At 71.0% G+C, this 17,952-nt stretch carries 16 protein-coding genes; 7 read left to right on the forward strand and 9 right to left on the reverse strand.

Features of this window, described 5'->3' with window-relative positions; translation table 11 throughout:
* Positions 1 to 83 precede the first annotated feature (83 nt).
* The gene (locus tag ACT535_RS10935; protein ID WP_476364372.1) at positions 84 to 1,064 is read left to right on the forward strand and encodes an NADPH:quinone oxidoreductase family protein; all 981 of its coding nucleotides are present in this window, start codon (positions 84 to 86) and stop codon (positions 1,062 to 1,064) included.
* A gap of 3 nt (positions 1,065 to 1,067) precedes the next feature.
* Here the strand turns inward: ACT535_RS10935 and ACT535_RS10940 are convergent, their stop codons facing one another.
* The 4 genes from ACT535_RS10940 to ACT535_RS10955 form a co-directional block, all read right to left on the reverse strand.
* On the reverse strand, positions 1,068 to 1,481 hold the full coding sequence (locus ACT535_RS10940; protein ID WP_476364373.1) for a YkvA family protein: 414 nt from the start codon (positions 1,479 to 1,481) through the stop codon (positions 1,068 to 1,070).
* A gap of 46 nt (positions 1,482 to 1,527) precedes the next feature.
* On the reverse strand, positions 1,528 to 2,058 hold the full coding sequence (gene thpR / locus ACT535_RS10945) for an RNA 2',3'-cyclic phosphodiesterase (protein WP_476364374.1): 531 nt from the start codon (positions 2,056 to 2,058) through the stop codon (positions 1,528 to 1,530).
* A gap of 179 nt (positions 2,059 to 2,237) precedes the next feature.
* Complete coding sequence (locus ACT535_RS10950) at positions 2,238 to 4,169, reverse strand: DUF3300 domain-containing protein (protein ID WP_476364375.1); 1,932 nt, start codon at positions 4,167 to 4,169, stop codon at positions 2,238 to 2,240.
* Between the two features lie 91 nt (positions 4,170 to 4,260).
* On the reverse strand, positions 4,261 to 4,899 hold the full coding sequence (locus ACT535_RS10955; protein ID WP_168462244.1) for a GyrI-like domain-containing protein: 639 nt from the start codon (positions 4,897 to 4,899) through the stop codon (positions 4,261 to 4,263).
* Between the two features lie 165 nt (positions 4,900 to 5,064).
* Here ACT535_RS10955 and dapF point away from each other — a divergent pair, with 165 nt between their 5' ends.
* From dapF to ACT535_RS10980, 5 genes are all read left to right on the forward strand, one after another.
* Positions 5,065 to 5,922: a diaminopimelate epimerase gene (gene dapF, locus ACT535_RS10960; protein ID WP_476364376.1), complete on the forward strand. Its 858-nt coding sequence runs from the start codon at positions 5,065 to 5,067 to the stop codon at positions 5,920 to 5,922.
* Positions 5,922 to 7,208 (forward strand): tRNA (N(6)-L-threonylcarbamoyladenosine(37)-C(2))-methylthiotransferase MtaB, encoded by a 1,287-nt coding sequence (gene mtaB, locus ACT535_RS10965; protein ID WP_476364377.1) that lies wholly within the window; start codon positions 5,922 to 5,924, stop codon positions 7,206 to 7,208. Before dapF ends, mtaB begins: the two co-directional genes overlap by 1 nt.
* A 22-nt stretch (positions 7,209 to 7,230) precedes the next feature.
* Positions 7,231 to 8,592 carry a signal recognition particle-docking protein FtsY gene (gene ftsY, locus ACT535_RS10970; protein WP_476364378.1) on the forward strand — a complete coding sequence of 454 codons (1,362 nt, stop codon included), beginning with the start codon at positions 7,231 to 7,233 and terminating at the stop codon, positions 8,590 to 8,592.
* A 130-nt stretch (positions 8,593 to 8,722) separates the two neighbouring features.
* Positions 8,723 to 9,082: a hypothetical protein gene (locus ACT535_RS10975; protein ID WP_476364379.1), complete on the forward strand. Its 360-nt coding sequence runs from the start codon at positions 8,723 to 8,725 to the stop codon at positions 9,080 to 9,082.
* Positions 9,079 to 10,002 (forward strand): SH3 domain-containing protein, encoded by a 924-nt coding sequence (locus ACT535_RS10980; RefSeq protein ID WP_476364380.1) that lies wholly within the window; start codon positions 9,079 to 9,081, stop codon positions 10,000 to 10,002. Before ACT535_RS10975 ends, ACT535_RS10980 begins: the two co-directional genes overlap by 4 nt.
* Positions 10,003 to 10,005: 3 nt before the next feature.
* On the opposite strand, the gene ACT535_RS10985 is transcribed toward ACT535_RS10980, so the two are convergent.
* Genes ACT535_RS10985 through ACT535_RS11000 form a run of 4 tightly spaced genes read right to left on the reverse strand, consistent with a single transcriptional unit; the run spans position 10,006 to position 13,375 of the window.
* Positions 10,006 to 10,872, reverse strand: coding sequence for an SAM-dependent methyltransferase (locus ACT535_RS10985; protein ID WP_476364381.1), 867 nt, complete (start codon positions 10,870 to 10,872; stop codon positions 10,006 to 10,008).
* Entirely contained in the window at positions 10,869 to 11,927 is a 1,059-nt protein-coding gene (locus tag ACT535_RS10990) for a glycosyltransferase family 4 protein (RefSeq protein WP_476364382.1), read from the reverse strand. The genes ACT535_RS10985 and ACT535_RS10990 overlap by 4 nt, the downstream gene beginning before the upstream one ends.
* Entirely contained in the window at positions 11,924 to 12,334 is a 411-nt protein-coding gene (locus tag ACT535_RS10995; protein ID WP_476364383.1) for a 6-pyruvoyl trahydropterin synthase family protein, read from the reverse strand. The genes ACT535_RS10990 and ACT535_RS10995 overlap by 4 nt, the downstream gene beginning before the upstream one ends.
* A gap of 30 nt (positions 12,335 to 12,364) precedes the next feature.
* Positions 12,365 to 13,375, reverse strand: coding sequence for a zinc-dependent alcohol dehydrogenase (locus ACT535_RS11000; RefSeq protein WP_476364384.1), 1,011 nt, complete (start codon positions 13,373 to 13,375; stop codon positions 12,365 to 12,367).
* A gap of 65 nt (positions 13,376 to 13,440) precedes the next feature.
* Here ACT535_RS11000 and mdoH point away from each other — a divergent pair, with 65 nt between their 5' ends.
* Positions 13,441 to 15,291 carry a glucans biosynthesis glucosyltransferase MdoH gene (gene mdoH, locus ACT535_RS11005; RefSeq protein WP_476364385.1) on the forward strand — a complete coding sequence of 617 codons (1,851 nt, stop codon included), beginning with the start codon at positions 13,441 to 13,443 and terminating at the stop codon, positions 15,289 to 15,291.
* A 68-nt stretch (positions 15,292 to 15,359) separates the two neighbouring features.
* Here mdoH and ACT535_RS11010 read toward each other — a convergent pair whose 3' ends face one another.
* A complete protein-coding gene (locus tag ACT535_RS11010; RefSeq protein WP_476364386.1) occupies positions 15,360 to 17,918 on the reverse strand; it encodes a carbohydrate-binding family V/XII in 2,559 nt (852 codons plus the stop codon).
* Positions 17,919 to 17,952 lie beyond the last annotated feature (34 nt).

Below are 17,952 nucleotides of genomic sequence, written 5' to 3' on the forward strand. Positions count from 1 at the left end.
AGGGCGTGTTTACCCCGTGCTTCCGCCCGATTGGGTTAATTTTTGGTAATCCGTTCCCGTCAGCCGGGAGAGAAGGAGCCTTCATGAAAGCGGTGGTGTGCGCGCGCCATGGTGCCCCCGAGACCCTCGAGATTCGCGACCTGCCGCAGCCGGTGCCGGGTCCCGGCGAGGTTCTGGTGAAGGTCGCGGCCATCGGCCTCAATTTCTTCGACACGCTCATCATCCGCGATCTGTATCAGGTGAAGCCCGAGCTGCCGTTCTCCCCCGGCGCGGAATATGCCGGCCATGTGGCGGCGCTGGGCGAGGGCGTGACCGGCTTTGCCGTTGGCGACCGGGTGTGCGGCTATCAGACCTACGGGGCGGCGCGCGCGTATGTCGCGGCCCCGGCCCAGTTCCTGGCCAAGGTGCCCGACGACCTCGACCTCGTGAAGGCGGCAGGCCTGATCGTCACCTATGGCACGGCGCTCTACGCCCTGCGCGACCGCGGCGAACTGAAAGCCGGCGAGCGGCTCGCCGTGCTCGGGGCCTCGGGCGGCGTGGGCCTGGCGGCTGTGGAACTCGGCCGGGTGCTCGGTGCCCGCATCATCGCCTGCGCCTCCTCGCCGGAGAAGGTGCGCTTCGCCCTCGATCACGGGGCGGACGAAGGGTTCGACTATGCCTCGGGCGATCTCAAGGCCGCGCTGAAGGCGTTCGGCGGCGAAAAGGGGCTCGATCTGGTCTACGACCCCGTGGGCGGCGACATGGCCGAGCAGGCGCTGCGGGCGCTCGGCTCTCTCGGCCGCTTCCTGGTGGTGGGCTTCGCCGCCGGCGAAATCCCCAAGATTCCGCTCAACCTGCTGCTGGTGAAGAACTGCGACGCACGCGGCGTCGCCTTCGGCACCCATGCCCGGGCCAACCCCGGCTGGCTGCGCGACGCGGTGGCCGAGCTGATGGGCTATGCCCGCGACGGCCGCATCTCCGCCCACGTGGACAAGACCTTCCCGCTGGAAGATTGCGCCGAGGCCCTCGGCGAGATTTCCGGCCGCCGGGTGAAAGGCAAGGTCGTGCTGACTATCGCCGACTGAGCCTCAGGCGGGTCGGCCATCCTCCGCGGCCGGCCGGCCGTCGGGGTCGAGGGCGGCCCGCGCCGCCTCGTAATGCTCCGGCTTCACGTGGCCGGAAAGCAGCTTCAGCGCGCCCATCAACACAGCCGCGTCGTCGCCGAAGCCCACGAGCGGCAGGAAATCCGGCGCGATGTCGAACGGCAGGACGAAATAGGCCAGCGCGCCGAGCAGCGTCGCCCGGACACGCAGCGGCGTCTGGCGGTCGAAGGCGGCGTAATAGCTCGCCACCGCGTCCTCGGCGAAGGGGACGTGACGGGCGGCGCCGCGCATCTTCTTCCAGAAGCCCTTGCGGACGCTGGCCTCGTCCTGCGCGGCCTGATCGCGCTCGGCGCCGGAAAGGCGGTCGAAATCGTCGGGGTTCAGCGTGTGCGTGGTCATGCCAATGAAATGGGGACAGCGCAGAGCGCTGCAAGAGGTCGGTTGCCTACAGGAGAGGGTAGGCCGCTTCGACGAGATAGGGACCACCGCCCACCGAATCCCGCGAGGAGAACAGCACGAAGCGCGGCACGTGGAACGGCGGGGTGCGGAAGGAGCCGCGCGAAGCAAGGTAATCGGCCACCTGCCGCGAGGAGGCATCGCGCAGCCGGGCGAGGGTCACGTGGGGCTTGTAGTTGCGCTCCGCGCCGAGGCCGAGGCGCTGCATGATGCGCTCCTGTTCGGCCTGCAGCTCCATCAGCGCCGCATTGGCCTTCACCGCAGCGAACACCGCGCGCGGCTTGTGGCCGCCGAACTGGTCCAGCCCGTCCAGCGCGACGTCGAAGGCGGGGCGGCGCACCTGCCCCAGCATTAGCATGATGTCGCGGCCGGTGGCGTCGTCCACGTCGCCGATGAAGCGCAGGGTGACGTGGTAGTTTTCCGGATCGATCCATCGGGCGCCGGCGAGTCCGCCCCGCAGCATGGAGAGGCCCAGCCCCACCTCGGTGGGGATCTCGATGGCGGTGAACAGTCGCGGCATTGAACCCTCCGCGATGGCCGGCGGCACGGTGCCGGTCTCACGAACGACCGCGGTGCAACCGCGGGTCCTGCACTGCCAGTGAAGGAGATTCGCGGGCCGAAGGAAAGGGCTCTGCCCTGTCTTCCGCATGGCCGAAACAAACCGCCCGGCCGAAGCCGGGCGGAAGGAAGGTCGAAGGCTCAGCGCTGGCCGGGCCGTGGCCTGTTCTGCGGTGCCGCCCGCTGCGGAGCCGCCCGCTGGGGCATGGCCCGCTGCTGCGGACGCATCTGCTGGGGCCTCATTTGCTGCGGCCGTTGCTGCGGACGCATCTGCTGGGGCCGCTGCTGGGGTCGCATCTGTTGCGGCCTTTGCTGGGGCCGCTGCTGCGGACGCACCTGCTGCGGTCGGTTCTGCGGCCGCACGTTGGCGGGGCGGTTGGCCGGCCGGTTGGGGCCGGCGTTCGGATAACCGGGCCGGTTGGGGCCAGCATTCGGATATCCGGGCCGACCGGGTCCACCGGGCCGGCCGGGGCCGGCACCGGGATAGCCGGGACGGTTCGGTCCCGCCCCCGGAACACCGGGCTGTCCGGGACGGCCGGGGCGACCGGGTCCGACGCCGGGCTGCCCGGGATATCCGGGACGGCCAGGACCCGCGCCGGGCTGGCCGGGGATGTTGCCGGGATAGCCGGGGCGACCGGGACGGCCGGGTCCGACACCGGGCGTGCCCGGATAGCCGGGACGACCCGGTCCCGCGCCCGGACCCCCCGGATATCCGGGACGGCCGGGAGCACCGGGAACGACGGGCATTCCCGGACGACCGGGGCCGACGCCGGGTCCACCGGGATAGCCGGGCGTGCCGGGACGACCCGGACCACCGGGATAGCCCGGACGGCCGGGGGCACCGGGAACGAGAGGCATTCCGGGACGGCCGGGGCCGACGCCCGGTCCCCCCGGATATCCGGGACGGCCGGGTCCACCGGGTCCACCAGGTCCTCCGGGTCCACCGGGCCAACCGGGACGGCCGGGGCCTCCAGGACCACCGGGTCCACCGGGATAGCCGGGGCCGCCGGGCCAGCCGGGACGTCCCGGACCGCCGGGACCGCCGGGACCACCGGGCCAGCCCGGACGACCGGGGCCGCCGGGCCCACCCGGCCAGCCGGGACGCACCGGCGGACGAACGCCGGGACGGCCGGGAACCCACGGTCCCGGCCCCCAGACGGGGGGACGGCCGCCCCAGCCCGGACCCCAGTAAGGCGGGCGCACCCAGCGCGGCGGCACCACCCACACCGAGTTCCACGGCCGGTTGTTCCAGCCCCAGTTGTTGTTCCAGTAGGAGCCGACCAGCACGCCCGCGCCGAACGCCAGGGCGCCCGTGGCGAAGGTGGTGAACACCTCCGAGCTGTCATAGGCCGGCACGTAGATCCGCTCGGGATCGGCCGGCTGGATGTAGATGGTGCGCACGGGGCTGCTGCCGCCGCTGCTGCTGGCGGGGACTTCCTGCGTCGTCACAACCTGCTGCGGCGTCGTCTGCAGATTGCCGACGGCCTGCGCCTTAGCGCGCAGCATCTGGATGGTGTTGGAGACGTCCTGCGGCTGGGTCGAGAAGGCGAGGCCGAGGGATTCCGCCCACTCCATGTGCTCATGGAAGAGGGTGATCACATCCGGGAACCGCACCAGCGCCTTCACCGAGGAATCCCAGTTGAAGGCGTCCACCGCGGTGAAGTTGCGTTCCTGCACGAGGCTCGGATTGGCGACGATCCAGTTGTAGGCTTCCACCAGCTGTTCCGGGAACAGGGTGGCCGGGAACAGAATGGCCAGCAGCGGGTCCGGATAGAGCGCGACCGGGCCGAGCAGATATTCAAGCTCGCTGAGCGAATAAGCCGGCTGCACCTGATCGCCCGGCTGGGGCGGCGGCAAGGCCTGCCCCTGTGGGCCGGGCAGGCCCTGCGGCGCCGGCTGTCCTTGCGGGATCGGTTGCCCCTGCGGATAGCCCTGGGCGCCCTGCGGCCCGGGGGGCGGCGTCTGGGCGAGGGCCGGGTAGATGGTCGACCAGCCGAACACCGCCGCGACGGCGATGCGCGAAAGGTTTCCCGTCCGACCCTTGACGCAGTTTTTTACGGATATGCCACCCATGCGGCCCTCCTTGTGGCGGCGCGTTGACCGTAGGGTAGACCGGTCGGCGCAGCCGTGTCCTTGATGTTGCTCTATTTTCTCGAGGGCCTGCTCAGGGCAGGGGCACCAGGATCTCGATCTCCAGAGCCTCCGGGGAGGCCGTGAGGAGGTCGGTGCGGTAACGCTCGATGTAGAGGTCGTTCTGCTCGACGTTCTTTTCGTCGAGATAGTTGGCGATCTGCTCGTAGGTGTTGTCCATGTCGCCGAACGAGCCGGTATGGACGAACCGCAGAACCTTGCCGGCGAAGGAGCCGCCCAGCTTCATGGGCTCCGCCGGCTTCTGGGTGGTGGTGCCCGAGAACGGCACCTGCACCTCATAGTCGAACCCGCGGTCGTCGCTGGTGGTGTACATGACGAACACCTCGCCCGCCCGCGTGAGCCCGAGCCGCTTCACCTCGGCATCGGCCTTGCGGACCGCCTCGACCAGCTTGTCATAGGCCTCTTCCCACGACGACGAGCCCGAAATCGTGAGCACCGGCACCGGCGCCAGAGTCAGTTCGTCCGGCGCGAAGGTGGAGGCGCCGGGGGTGACGGGCGTCGTTTCCACCTTCTTCGGGTCCACCACCGGCGGCGGGGTGAGCGTATCCGCCCCCTTTTGCGGGGCCTGTGCGGCCGCGGGGGCCACCAGCGCCATCATCAGCCCGAAAACCGCCGCCGCCCGTCCGAGCCTCGTCCCCCAAACGCCCGTCATCGTACATCCTCCCGCGGGCCGAAGGGCCGCGACGCACTCTGTCTAGCATGTTCTCATGCTGCAGTTCGGCGCCATTGCGGCGCGTTGCGGGCGGCGCGGGGGTGGTGTGATGGACACAACGGCGCCATATAGGGCAAAGACCTTTCAGGACAGCCCCGGACGCCCGTGAACCCGCTCAGCCACCGCCCCTTCGTGAAGATGAACGGTCTCGGCAACGAGATCCTCGTCCTCGACCTGCGCGCCGATCCGGTGGAGGTGCCGCCCGCCGCCGCGCGGGCGCTGGCGCGGCCGTCCGTGCTGCCGTTCGATCAGGCCATGGTGCTTTATCCCCCGCGCCGGGCGGACACCGCCGCCTTCGTGCGCATCCTCAACAATGACGGCTCCATCTCCGCCGCCTGCGGCAACGGCACCCGCTGCATCGCCGCGCTGGAGGCCGCGCGCACCGGCACGTCCCATGTCCTGTTCGAGAGCGAGGCGGGACTGCTGGACTGCACCGTGCGCCCAGACGGCCAGGTGAAGGTGGACATGGGCGCCCCCCGCCTCGGCTGGCAGGACATTCCGCTGGCGCAGGATGTGGGCGACACGGCATCAGTCCTCGTCCCCGGCTTCGAGACTCTCGGGCCGGCGGTGATGGTGAGCATGGGCAATCCCCACGCCATCTTCTTCGTTCCCGATGCCGGGGCCATGGACGTGGAAGGCCTCGGCACCGCGCTGGAGCATCATCCGCTCTTTCCCGAGCGCGCCAACATCTCCTTTGCCAGCCTCACCGCGCCGGACCGCATCCTGCTGCATGTGTGGGAGCGTGGCGCCGGCCGCACGCGGGCCTGCGGCACCGCCGCCTGCGCCACCGGCGTCGCCGCCGTCCGCACGGGCCGCACCGGCCGCGCCGTCACGGTGACGCTGCCCGGCGGGCCGCTGGAAATCGAGTGGCGCGAGAGCGATGGCCATGTGCTGATGACCGGTCCGGTCGAGCACGAATTCGCCGGCACCCTCACCCCCGCCATGCTGGGGGAGGCCGCCTGATGGCGGAAGGGCCGGGCGTGGAGCGGGCTTTGGAGGTGGTCAATTTCGGCTGCCGCCTCAATGCGCTGGAAGGCGACGGCATCGCCCGCGCCGCCACGGCCGCCGGGCTCGATCGCGCTTTTGTGGTGAACACCTGCGCGGTCACGGCGGAGGCCGTGCGGCAGGCGCGGCAGGCCATCCGCCGCGCCCGTCGCCGTGATCCGTCCCTGCGCATCGTCGTCACCGGCTGCGCCGCCCAGACCGAGCCCTCGACTTTCGCCGCCATGGACGAGGTGGATCTGGTGCTCGGTAATGCCGAGAAGGTTTCCGCCGCCAGCTGGGCCGACGCCCGCACTTCTTTGGATTTCGGCATCAGCGCCGAACAGAAGGTGCAGGTTCAGGACATCTCCGCCGTGCGCGAGACGACGCCCCATCTCGCCGATCGCTTCGAGGGGCACACCCGCGCCTTCGTGGAGGTGCAGAACGGCTGCGACCATCGCTGCACCTTCTGCATCATCCCGTTCGGGCGCGGCCCCTCGCGCAGCGTGCCCATGGGCGCGGTGGTGGCGCAGGTGGCGCGGCTCGTCGCAAGTGGCCACGGCGAGGTGGTGCTCACCGGCGTCGATCTCACCGCCTACGGTGCCGACCTTCCGGGCACGCCGACCCTCGGACGGCTGGTGCGGGCGGTCCTCGCCGGCGTGCCGGAGCTGAAGCGGCTGCGCCTCTCCTCCATCGACGCGGTGGAGGCGGATGTCGAGCTGATGCGCGCCCTCGCCGCGGAGGAGCGGCTGATGCCGCATCTGCACCTCTCGCTCCAGTCCGGCGATGACATCATCCTGAAGCGCATGAAGCGCCGCCACAGCCGGGCCGAGGCGCTGGCCTTCATCGCGGCGCTGCGGCAGGCACGGCCGGACGTGGTGCTGGGTGCGGACATCATCGCCGGCTTTCCGACCGAGACCGAGGCGCAGGCCCGCGCGACGCGGGATTTCGCCGAGGAGGCGGGCCTCGCCTTCCTCCACGCCTTCCCCTTTTCCGCCCGGCCGGGCACGGCGGCGGCCCGCATGCCGCAGCTTTCCCCGGCGCTGGTCGCCGAGCGCGCGGCGCGGCTGCGCGAGACGGGGGCCGTGCTGCTGCGCCGGCATCTGTCGGCCGAGGTCGGCCGCCGCCGCACTGTGCTGGTGGAAGCCGGCGGGCGCGGACACACCGAACATTTCACCCCGGTGCGCCTGACCGGCGCGGCCGCGCGCGGCAGCCTCGCCGATCTCAGGATCGCCGGGCACGACGGCGCGCGGCTCATCGCGGCGTGACGCATTTCATGGGATCTCGGGCATGAGCCAGCAGGACGGCGGAAACGACAAGAAGAAGCGCGGCTTCTGGGGCTGGCTCAAAGGCGAGCCCGCGGCCGAAACACCGGCTGCGCCGCCGCCGGACGCGCCTGTTCCCGATTCGGCTGACGCCGAGCCCGCGCCTGCCGCACCGGAGACGCCGCTGCCGACCTCGGTGGAAAATGCTGCGGCGGAGCCTGCCGCCCCGCCGGTACCGGAGCCCGTCGCAGCGTTGCCGGCCGAATCACCCGCGCTTGAGCCCGCCGAACCCGAGCCGACGGTCTCCCCCAGGCCGCTGGCCACTGTCGAGCCGGAGCCCGTCGCCGAGGCTGAGCCTGAGCCGCTCGAAGCCCCTGCTCCTGAGCCGACCCCGGCCATTGCTCACGAAGCCGCAGCGCCCGATCTTCCTCCGCCGGCGGAGGAACCCGCCGCCCCGGCCCCGGAGCCGCGCAAGGGGTTCTGGAGCCGCCTCGCCTCGGGCCTTGCCCGCACCGCCTCCAGCCTCGGGCAGGGCATCACCGACCTCGTGTCCAAGCGCAAGCTTGATGCGGCGACGCTGGAGGAGCTGGAAGAGGTGCTGATCCGCGCCGATCTCGGCGTCGAGACCTCCATGCGCATTGTCGAGGAGGTGGGGCGCGGCCGGCACGACAAGATGATCTCGGCCGAGGAGGTGAAGAGCCTTATCGCCGCCGAGGTGGAGCGCATCCTCGCCCCGGTGGCGACGCCGCTGGTGGTGGACACCGCGCACAAGCCCTTCATCCTGCTGATGGTGGGCGTCAACGGCTCGGGCAAGACCACCACCATCGGCAAGCTCGCCTCCCAGTGGCGCGCCGAAGGCCGCAAGGTGGTGCTCGCCGCCGGCGATACTTTCCGCGCCGCCGCCATCGAGCAGCTGAAGGTGTGGGGCCAGCGCACCGGCGCCACCGTCATCGCCCGCGAGCAGGGGGCGGATGCGGCGGGCGTCGCCCACGATGCCATCACCGAGGCGCGGGCCCAGAACGCCGATATCCTCATGATCGACACCGCTGGCCGCCTGCAAAACCGCGCCGAGCTGATGGCGGAGCTGGAAAAGGTCGTCCGGGTCATCAGGAAGCAGGAGCCGACCGCCCCCCACGCGGTGCTCCTCGTGCTCGACGCCACGGTGGGCCAGAACGCGCTCTCGCAGGTAGAGGCCTTCGCGCGCATCGCGGGTGTCACGGGCCTCGTCATGACCAAGCTCGACGGCACGGCGCGGGGCGGCATCCTCGTGGCCATCGCGGCGAAGCACAAGCTGCCCATCCACCTCATCGGCGTGGGGGAGGGGCAGGACGACCTCCAGCCCTTCGCGGCGCGGGATTTCGCGCGGGCCATCGCCGGGCTGGAATGAGGTCTTTTTCGCCCGCGCGGTAGCGGTTTGCCGCCCTGCTGCCGTTTCGGCACGCGGCGGTTGAAAATCCCCGCATCCTCGGGAAATGTCGGCCTTGAGCGCTGCAATGCGCCCTCCCGAGGATGCCGCAATGACCCTTCCCACTCGCCGCCTGTTCTCCCTGTCGCTGGTCGTCGGCAGCCTTCTGGTTCTTGCCGGAGCAGCCTCGGGCGCGGAGACGACGCCGCTCTTCAAGATCGTCACGGTGAAGGACGAGATCGTCGTCGGCCTCTCGCCGCAGGACGTAACGGCGCTCGGCGGCAGCGATGTCACCGCCATCGGCAAGGCGCTGAAGGGGAAGGGCGAAGTGACGCTCTGGCGCTATGCGGTGCGCAAGGGGCCTGACGGGGCGCTGGAGCAGGCGCCGGTGGCGCGCGTCAGCATCCTCGGCAATGACAGCTTGCGGGTCGAGCCCTACACGACCCCGCTGAAGATCATCGCGCCCCAATGAGGCGCTTTCTCCTCCTTGCGCCTGCCTTGGGCGTGCTGGCCGGCGAGGCCCGCGCGGACGACGCGGCCTGGGTCGCTGCCGCCACGGCGCAACTGCCGAAGACGCTCGTCGCCGGCCGCGTGCTGCGCACGGGCGAACTGGGGCAGACGGCGCTGATCGCGGTCTTCCCTGCCGGCGCGGACGATCCCAGAACGCCGGGCAGCGCCTTCGCACCTGGGCAGGTGCTGGAGGTGACACTGGCGCCGGAGGGGGATGCCCGCCGCGTCGTCTCCGCCATCGTGCGCCCCCGCACGCCTCAGGACCCGGCGGGCGATGATCCCTTTGCGGAAGAGCAGGCGGACATTCTCGCCGGTCTCGCGAAGCAGAAGGCGGAGCCGGGTGTCGAGCCTTGCCGTCTCAAGGCATGGTCCATCGACGCCAGCCGCAAGGGTCTTGCCGTGCGCGCCGCACCCTCGGCGACGGCGAAGGTGGTCGGCACCCTCGCCCCGCCGCGCCATACGCCCGAGTCCGGACAGGGCGAGGACGACAGCTGGCACGTGGAATTCGATATCACCGGCTACAAGGACGGCTGGTTCCGCATCCGCAATGCCACCCCGCCCGGTGCGCCTTACGATGATCCGCCGCCGCGCTCCTATCCGAAGACCTACAAGGGCGCCGGCTGGATTCCGGCGGACAAGGCCGGCGGCGCCTATGCCAACACGCAGATGCCTGTCATGCGCCTGCATCAGGCGCCGAGCGTCGATTCCAAGGACATCCCGCCCGGCGACGACGCGGCCGATCCCTCCGGAAATCTGCCCATCGATGGCACGCTGGAGCGCATCTATGCCTGCTCGGCCAACTGGGCTCTGACGAAGAGCCGCGACGGCAAGCGCGGCTGGTGGCGTGGCATCTGCTCCAATCAGGTCACGAACTGCAGCTGAGTTTCAGCCGCGTGGCACCGCCAGCAGGTCCACATGGCCGATGACGCAGCCCTGCGCCATCGCCCGCGCCTGATGCCAATCGGCTGCGACCTCAGCCGGGATGTGCCCGCTCTCCACCGCCGCCTGCGCGGTGCCTTTGGCCAGCGCGGCGATCAGCTGCCGGTCGCCGGCGTCGAGCCGCCACGGGCTGTCCGCCGTCTCGGCGGCGTAGCCGACGGCGGCAAGCGCTGCCGCGAGGATGCCCGCGGCATCGGCGCCTGCGGCGGGGCCGAAGCCCTTGTCCGTTGATTGATGGGCGCGGAAGGCCTCCGCGATTCCCGCATCCGCCGCATGCGGCGGGGACCACGCATCCCGGCCGTCGCACGTCAGCGCCGCATGGACCAATACGTCGCTGCGGGCGAACGCCGCCGCAAAGCGCCGGCACCAGTCCGCCGATACGAGGTCGTAGAACGCTGAAGCGGTGACGAGATGGGGCCGGAAGGCGAGCGGTGCGGCCGGGTCGGCGGCGATGTCGCGCAGGGCAAATTCCACCGTCACCTCTTTGCCGGCGAGATCGAGCACCAGCAGGCGGCCGTCCTCCCGCCAGCCGTCCGCGAAGCCGCGGAAGGCGATCCGGGCGGCCTCGGCGAGGGTGTCGTCGTGGTCAACCAACACCCAGTGCTGGCGTGGTCCAAGCTGCGGCGCGAGGGCCCGCAGGTTCGAGCCGGAGCCGGCACCGAGATCGACGATGCGCTGCTCAGGGACGTGGGCTAGCCGGGCGGCCAGCTGCGCCTCCAGCGCCGCCGCGCGGGCACGGTGGTCGGCGGGCTCCCGCAAGGCGAGCCAGCCGGCGGAGAAGGTGGCGGCGGCCGCGGGCGCAAGCTCGGTCATCGTCCGGCGACCTCCGTCAGCACCCGGCCGATGACGGCCACGGTGTCGGGCCAGTCGGGCAAGGCGGTGCCGGCGGCGAAGGCGGCATCCGCCATGGCCCGCCGCCGCGCGGGATCGACGAGAACCGCGCGCAGCGCGGCCGCGAGGGCATCCACGTCGCCGGGCGGCACCTTGAGGCCGGCTCCGTCTGGAACCGTCTCGCCCGCCGCGCCGCCGGTGGTACAGATCACGGGCAGGCCGCGCCGCAGTGCCTCAGCCAGCACCATGCCGTACCCCTCGTAAAAGGAGGGGTGGACGAAGATGTCGGCGGCGGCATAGGCCGCATCCAGCGCCGGCACATCGAGTGTGCCGGCGAGGCGGATGCGGGGCCCCAGTCCGGCCGCACGCGCGGCGATCTCCCGCGCCGTCTCGGGCTCCAGATCCGGGCTGCCGACGATGGTCAGCGTCCAGTCGAGATCCTCCAGGCCGGCGAGGGCGTCGAGCAGCACGCCATAGCCTTTGCGCGGCGTCAGCGACCCCACCGCGATGAGCCGGGGCGGGTGGCCATCCGCCGGAACGCGGTGGGCGGGGGCTGTGCCGGGCAGGGCGAGGGTGATCTTCTCAGGCGGCACGCCATAGCGCTCCACCAGCATCCGCCGCGTCTCGGGACTGATGGCGATGACGGCGGCGGCGGCGGCGAGCGCCTCCGTCTCGCTCTCCAGCAGGCGGGTCGCGGCCTCCTCAGACAGACCAGTCTCCAGCGCAAGGGGATGATGCACCAGTGCCACCACAGGCCGTCCGAGCTGCCGCAGGCCCTCGCCCGGCAGGACGCCGAGGGCGAGGCCATCCGCCAGCAGCACGGTGCCGGCCGGCGTCGCGGCAAGAGTGGCAAGGGCCGCATCGGTTTCTTCGGCCGTGGGAAAAGGGAAGCCGCCCTCGAGCGAGAGCGGCGTCGCATCGAAGCCCTGCGCCGTGAGCCCGGCGATGATGCGCCGGTCATAGGCATAGCCACCGCTGATCGTATTGATGTCGCCGGGATGGACCAGGGCCACCGCCGGCCGCGCGTGACCGGTCACGCGGCGGCTCCGATGTCGGCCTCGTACCAGGCGCGGGCGACGTGGGATTCGTGCAGCGAGACCCGGATGCGCACGATGCCGTCGCCGCCGGTTCCCAGATCGCCGGAGCGGGCGGCGGCGGCCATATGGTCGAACACGTGGCGGGCGAGCACCTCGGTGGTGGTGTTGCGGCCGGCGAAGGCGGGCACCTCATCGAGATTCCGGTAGTTGAGCGGTCCGAGCACGGCCTTCAGCGCGTCATGGGCGCGGGCGATGTCCACCACCACGCCCTCCTCGGTCAGGTCCTCGCGGTAGAAGGCCACATCCACCACGAAGGTCGCCCCGTGCAGCGCCTGCGCCGGGCCGAACAGGTCGCCCCGGAAGGAGTGGGCGATCATGATGTGGTCCCGCACTTCTACCGCATACATTGAATGTCCTTTCTGTCCGGTGGCCCGGCCTCAGCCGTAGCGCACCACGGTGGCGATCCCTTCCGCACCGGCTGCGAGGATACGCGGCATCCGGGCCGGCAGATCATTGAAGGCGACCTCCTCGGTGATGAGCGCGTCCAGCCGGTCGTCGGCGAGGAGGTCCAGCGCCTTGAGGAGGCGGCGGCGGCGGCTCCAGCGCGGGCGGCGGGCGGGGCTGACCGCGCCCACCTGCGAGGAGAGGATGGCGAGGCGCTTGTGGTGGAAGCCGCCCCCCAGCGCCACGTCCACCGGCCGGTCGCCGTACCAGCTCATCTCGATCACACGGCCCTCGTCGCCGCAGCAGGCGAGGCAGATGTTGAGGCCCGCCGAGGAGCCCGAGGTGTGGAAGACGAGATCGGCATCGAGATCGGCCGGGCCGGGCTCGGCGGGCAGGAAGCGCGCGCCGAATGTGGCGGCGACGGCGGCGCGGGCGGGGTCGGTGTCCACCACCGTCACCTCCGCGCCGGGCAGCCGGCCGCAGAGATAGGCGACGAGCAGCCCGACCAGCCCCGCGCCCACCACCACGATGCGGTCGCCGGGCCCGGCGCCGCCGTCCCACACCGCGTTCAGGGCCGTCTCCATGTTGGCGGCAAGGGTCGCCCGCCGCGCCGGCACGGCATCGGGCACGGGGGCCAGCATCTCGGTGAGCGCCACAAACCGCTCCTGATGGGGCGCGAGGGAGAAGACGCGGCGGCCGAGAAGCTCGGGCGGTCCCACCTCCACCTCGCCGACCGCGCAGTAGCCGTACTTGACCGGGAAAGGGAATTCGCCCTCCTGCAACGGCGCGCGCATGCGCTTGCGGTGGACGGGATCGGTGAGCCCCGCGGCCACCAGCCGCTCGGTGCCGCGGCTGACCGCGCTGTAGAGGGTGCGCACCTGCGCCGTCGCCTCGTCCACGGCGGGCAGTACGCCCGGGCGCAGCTCGCTGATGCCGGGCGCGACGTACCAGAGCGCGCGCGCGAACGGAGATGCGTGGCAAGTTGACGCAGGTTGAACGGCCATGCTTTGGCTCTCGTATAGGCTCGGGGTTCCATCGCCGCGGGCCGCCGGCACCCAGGGAGCTATGCATGTCTTCGAGGTCCGGTCCACTGTCCACGCTTCCCGATAAACCCGCACCCGCGTCGGCCACGCTGACGCCGGCCTTGATCCAGCCGCTCTCAACGCTCCGGCGGCGCCGTCTGTTCATGCTGGCGGCAAATCTGGTGACGGTGGCCCTCGTCCTCGCCGGCATGGTGGCGCTGGGCGCTCATGACGGCTTCTCGCTGGTGGATGGGCTGCTGCTGGTCTGCGCTCTCGCCATCACGCCGTGGAACTCCATCGGCTTCTGGAATGCGGCGGTAGGTCTCTATCTGCTGCACGGGCGGCGCCGAGGCGTCGAGGCGGCGGCGCCCTTCCTCGCGCCGCCACTGCCCGAAGGGCCCATCAGCGCACGCACCGCCATTCTCCTCACCGTGCGGAACGAGGACCCGGCGCGGGCGCTGGCGCGGCTCAAGGCGGTGAAGGCGGACCTCGACCTCTCCGGCCATGGCGCCGCCTTCGACTTCCACGTCCTCAGCGACACGTCACGTCCCGAGATCGCAGCCGCCGAGGAAGCACTGGTGGCGGCGTGGCGGGCGCAGGAGGGACCTGCCCGCATCTTCTACCGCCGCCGCGCGGACAATGCCGGCTTCAAGGCCGGCAACATCCGCGCCTTCTGCACGGACTCTGGCGATCGCTACGATTTCATGCTTCCGCTGGATGCCGACAGCCTGATGGGAGCGGACACCATCCTCTCCATGGTGCGGCTCATGGCGGCCTATCCGCGCCTCGGCATCCTGCAGAGCCTGGTGGTCGGTCTGCCGTCCCAGAGCGCGTTCGGGCGCATCTTCCAGTTTGGCATGCGCCACGGCATGCGCAGCTACACCCTCGGCGCGAGCTGGTGGGCGGGGGATTGCGGCCCGTTCTGGGGGCATAATGCGGTGATCCGCGTCGCCCCCTTCCGCGATGCCTGCCACTTACCGGAGCTGCCCGGCGGGGCCCCCTTCGGCGGACCGGTGCTCTCCCACGATCAGGTCGAAGCCGTGCTCATGCGCCGCGCCGGCTACGAGGTGCGCGTTCTGCCGGTGGAAAGCGAGAGCTATGAGGAGAACCCGCCCGCCGCCACCGATTTCGTCGGCCGCGACCTGCGCTGGTGCCTCGGCAATCTCCAGTATCTGCGCCTTCTGGCGGTGCCCGGCCTCGCGGCGAGCCTTCAGCGCATGAGCCGCTTTCAGCTCGTGTGGGCCATCCTGATGTTCGTGACGGTGCCCGCCCATCCGGCGCTTCTGGCGCTGCTGCCGCTGGCGGCGGCGGAGGCCGGACCGGCCTATCCAACTGGCCTCGCTCTCGCCCTCTACGGGGGGATGATGGCCATGGCGCTCCTGCCCAAGCTCGCCGGTGTCGCCGATGTGGTGCTGACGTCGGGCGGCGCCGCCCGCTACGGCGGGGCGTTGCGCTTTGCCGCATCCGTGGCGGTGGAGCTGGTGTTCTCCTTCCTGCTCAGCGCCATCACCGCCATGGCGGTGACGCTGGAGATGGGGCGCCTGCTGCTGGGCCGGGTGCGCGCCTCCTGGGGCGCCAAGGTTTCCTGGCGGGCCCAGGCCCGCGACGGCCATGGGGTGGACTTCGCCCACGCGGCACGGGCGTTCTGGCCGCAGACGGTGTTCGGTCTCGCCGTTCTTGCCGCGCTGCTGGCGGTTCAGCCGGTGCTGGCCCTGTGGGCGGCGCCGGTGCTGGCGGGCTATGTGCTCGCCATCCCCTTCACCATGGCCACCGCCGATCCGCGCCTCGGCCGGCTGTGCGTCCGCCTCGGCCTGTGCGCCGTGCCGGAGGAGTTTGCTCCGAGTCGGGTGCAGCGCCTGCTGGCGGGCGAGACGTTCGAGGCCCGCCGGGCGGCCTGACCATCTGACACTTGAAATGAAAAGGCCGGGCGCGAGCCCGGCCTTTCGCATTTTCGCGGGGGACAGGATCAGCGGCGTCCGCCGAACCCGCCACCGAACCCGCCACCGAAGCCGCGGCCACCGCCGCCCCAGCCGCCGCCACCGCCGAAGCGATCGCCACCGCCGAAGTCACCGCCGCGGTCACCGCCACCGAAACCGCCGAAGCCGCGATCGAACCCGCCCGAGCCGAACGAGTCGCCGCGCCCATAGGCGTCGCCGCCGAAGCCGTCGCCGCCGTAGCTCGACACGCGCTGGCTGCTGGTGGCGCGGGCCCGCTCCTCGTTGTCGAGGCTGGAGGTGTCGCGGCTGGTGTTCTGCCAACCGGAGTTGGTGTGCTGGCTCCAGCTGCCGTTGTCGTTGTGCTGGTAGACGTTGCCGTCGTGGTCCACGGCCACATGGCCGTTATCCCAGGCGACGGCATTGCCGGTCTTGGCATTGCCGGCGACGCCGCGGCTGTCGACGTTCAGGTTGCCGTTCTTGTCCGTCACGCCGGTCTGGGAGGCGTGATAGGTGCCGGTGGTGGGATTGGCACCGGCGGATTCACGTCCGGCGGCGGCATTGCCCGTATAGGCGTTGCCTTCCACCCCGGCGCGGCTTTCGCCACGGGCTCCGGTGGTGGGGTTGTAGCGGCTGTTCTCCCGGCCGGCGGCGTAGTTGCCGGAATAGGGATTGAACGCGGCGCCCGAGCGGCCGGCGAAATTGGTGCCGTTGGCCGTGGTGCCATGCCAGTCGCGGCCCGACCAGTCCGTGCCGTTCCAGGTGGTGCCCCACGCGTGATTGACGGTGGCAGCGCCGCCCCAGCGGCCGTAGAGGTTGGCCTGGTTCAGGTTGGTGTAGCCCCAGTGGCCGCCCCAGGGTCCGTAGGGTCCATAGGGACCATAGGGATGCCAGTAGGGACCCCAGTAGGGGTACACCGCCGCGCCCCAGCCCCAGCCGGCGGCGAAGCCGAAGGCGAAGCCGGTGTCGAGGCCCAGCGCGAAGCCGGCGCCGACGCCATAGGTGACGGGGCAGGAGTACCAGTCTGCGAAGCCGGCATAGCCGACGCAATTGTAGCCGGTGCCGTAGACCACCGTGCCGCCGGGCGCGACGACGACGCCCATGTAGCCGGGGGTATAGCCCACCACCACCGCGTCCGGCGTGGACCCGTAGATGCGCACGTAGGTGACGTAGTGCAGGGGCGAGGACACCGGGATGGTGTAGATCACGTCCGGCACCACATCGGCGACCCGCCACGGGCCGGCCGGATCGACCGCCACGAACCACGCGCCGTTGTTGACCGCATAGAAGCGGTCGGGCGCGAGGCGGATCACCGGCGTCGCGGTGTTCACCGCATAGGCGAGCGCGGTGCCGCTGATGGGCTCGAACTTCGGCGCGCCCTCAAAGGCGACCTTCAGTTCCACGCTGCGCTTCACCGTGGCGGTCTGCGGGATGGTGGCGGCGATGGCCGCTTCCTTGGCCTGCGGCGTGCCGGCGACCGAGACCAGCACGTTCGCCTTCGGATCGTTCGGCGAGATCTTCGAGAAGTCCCTCGGCAGCGCGTTGGCGGCGACGAAGGCCCACGGCCCCTTGAGATCGGCGGCCTTGAACCAGCGGCCGGAGATCAGGACGTAGTAGGTGTTGGAGGTGGTCTCCATGAACACCGCATGGTCGGAATTGTTCATGGTGAGCAGGTTGGTGCCCGCCACGGGCAGCATCTGCGGCTGCCCGTCGGTCTGGATCAGCTCGGTGGGCTTGGTGACCGCGATGATGGCCGGGGCCGGGTTGATCGGCTTCTTGTCGCTGCCGAGGAGCGGATCGGCCGGGCTCTCCGCACTGGCCGCCTTGCCGGCGGAGGCGAGAGCGTCCGAGACCTGGGGCGTGACGATCCAGGTGCCGCCGAGGTTCGGCGTTTCGTACCAGTGGCCGGCGGCTTCGAGGTGATAGGTGCCGGCCTCATCCTTCAGCAGCAGCGGCTGGGTGTTGATGACCCGCTGGAAGCCGCTCACGCCCTTGATCGGCCGCAGCACGGGCTCGCCGGAGATGGGGATGAGGATGGTGGTGGTGGTGGCGAACAGGATCTGCGGCGGGGTGTTGTCCACCGGCTGGGTCTGGACCTTGGCCAGTTCCTGGTTCACCGCATAGCTCGCCTGGAGCTGGTCGAGCGGAACCGTGATGCCGTCGGGCGGCAGGCGGGTCTGGAGCGCGGAGCGGATCTCGCTCGCCTTGGCCGGCTCGGTGGGCACCTGCACCCCTTCGATGGTGAAGGTGGCCAGGTGGACGAGGCCCGCCGGCTTGTCGATGGCGACGCGGGTGCTGAACTTCACCATGCCGTAGGTCGGGGCGCCGGTCTTCACGCCGATGGCGACGGCGGCGCGACCGGACATGGTGTCGCCGTTCCATGCGTCGATCTGCGGCTGATAGAGCTGCAGCACCTGGTTGTCCGGCAGGTCATAGACGCGCGGCCAGGTCGGAGGCGCGGAGGGCGAGGCCGCGGTCTGGCTCTGCGCCTGTGCTGTCGACGGGGGCTGCTGGGCGTCGGCCGTCGCGGTCCACAGCATCGCCGCTGCAACCAGCGCGGCAGCTGAGGCGCCGGTCCATAGTCGCATCATGAAGTCCCTCCCTCCCCGAAACGCCGGGGCGCGA

It is taken from the genome of Xanthobacter sp. DMC12 (genome assembly GCF_056314105.1).

Bases quoted from the DNA above. Each gene is read 5' to 3' on its own strand.
- ftsY (WP_476364378.1), top strand. From the start codon at position 7,231: ATGAGCCAGCAGGACGGCGGAAACGACAAGAAGAAGCGCGGCTTCTGG.
- ACT535_RS10995 (WP_476364383.1), bottom strand. From the start codon at position 12,334: ATGTATGCGGTAGAAGTGCGGGACCACATCATGATCGCCCACTCCTTC.
- ACT535_RS10975 (WP_476364379.1), top strand. From the start codon at position 8,723: ATGACCCTTCCCACTCGCCGCCTGTTCTCCCTGTCGCTGGTCGTCGGC.
- ACT535_RS10950 (WP_476364375.1), bottom strand. From the start codon at position 4,169: ATGGGTGGCATATCCGTAAAAAACTGCGTCAAGGGTCGGACGGGAAAC.
- ACT535_RS10985 (WP_476364381.1), bottom strand. From the start codon at position 10,872: ATGACCGAGCTTGCGCCCGCGGCCGCCGCCACCTTCTCCGCCGGCTGG.
- mtaB (WP_476364377.1), top strand. From the start codon at position 5,922: ATGGCGGAAGGGCCGGGCGTGGAGCGGGCTTTGGAGGTGGTCAATTTC.
- mdoH (WP_476364385.1), top strand. From the start codon at position 13,441: ATGTCTTCGAGGTCCGGTCCACTGTCCACGCTTCCCGATAAACCCGCA.
- ACT535_RS11010 (WP_476364386.1), bottom strand. From the start codon at position 17,918: ATGATGCGACTATGGACCGGCGCCTCAGCTGCCGCGCTGGTTGCAGCG.
- ACT535_RS10980 (WP_476364380.1), top strand. From the start codon at position 9,079: ATGAGGCGCTTTCTCCTCCTTGCGCCTGCCTTGGGCGTGCTGGCCGGC.
- ACT535_RS11000 (WP_476364384.1), bottom strand. From the start codon at position 13,375: ATGGCCGTTCAACCTGCGTCAACTTGCCACGCATCTCCGTTCGCGCGC.
- ACT535_RS10955 (WP_168462244.1), bottom strand. From the start codon at position 4,899: ATGACGGGCGTTTGGGGGACGAGGCTCGGACGGGCGGCGGCGGTTTTC.
- ACT535_RS10940 (WP_476364373.1), bottom strand. From the start codon at position 1,481: ATGACCACGCACACGCTGAACCCCGACGATTTCGACCGCCTTTCCGGC.
- thpR (WP_476364374.1), bottom strand. From the start codon at position 2,058: ATGCCGCGACTGTTCACCGCCATCGAGATCCCCACCGAGGTGGGGCTG.
- ACT535_RS10935 (WP_476364372.1), top strand. From the start codon at position 84: ATGAAAGCGGTGGTGTGCGCGCGCCATGGTGCCCCCGAGACCCTCGAG.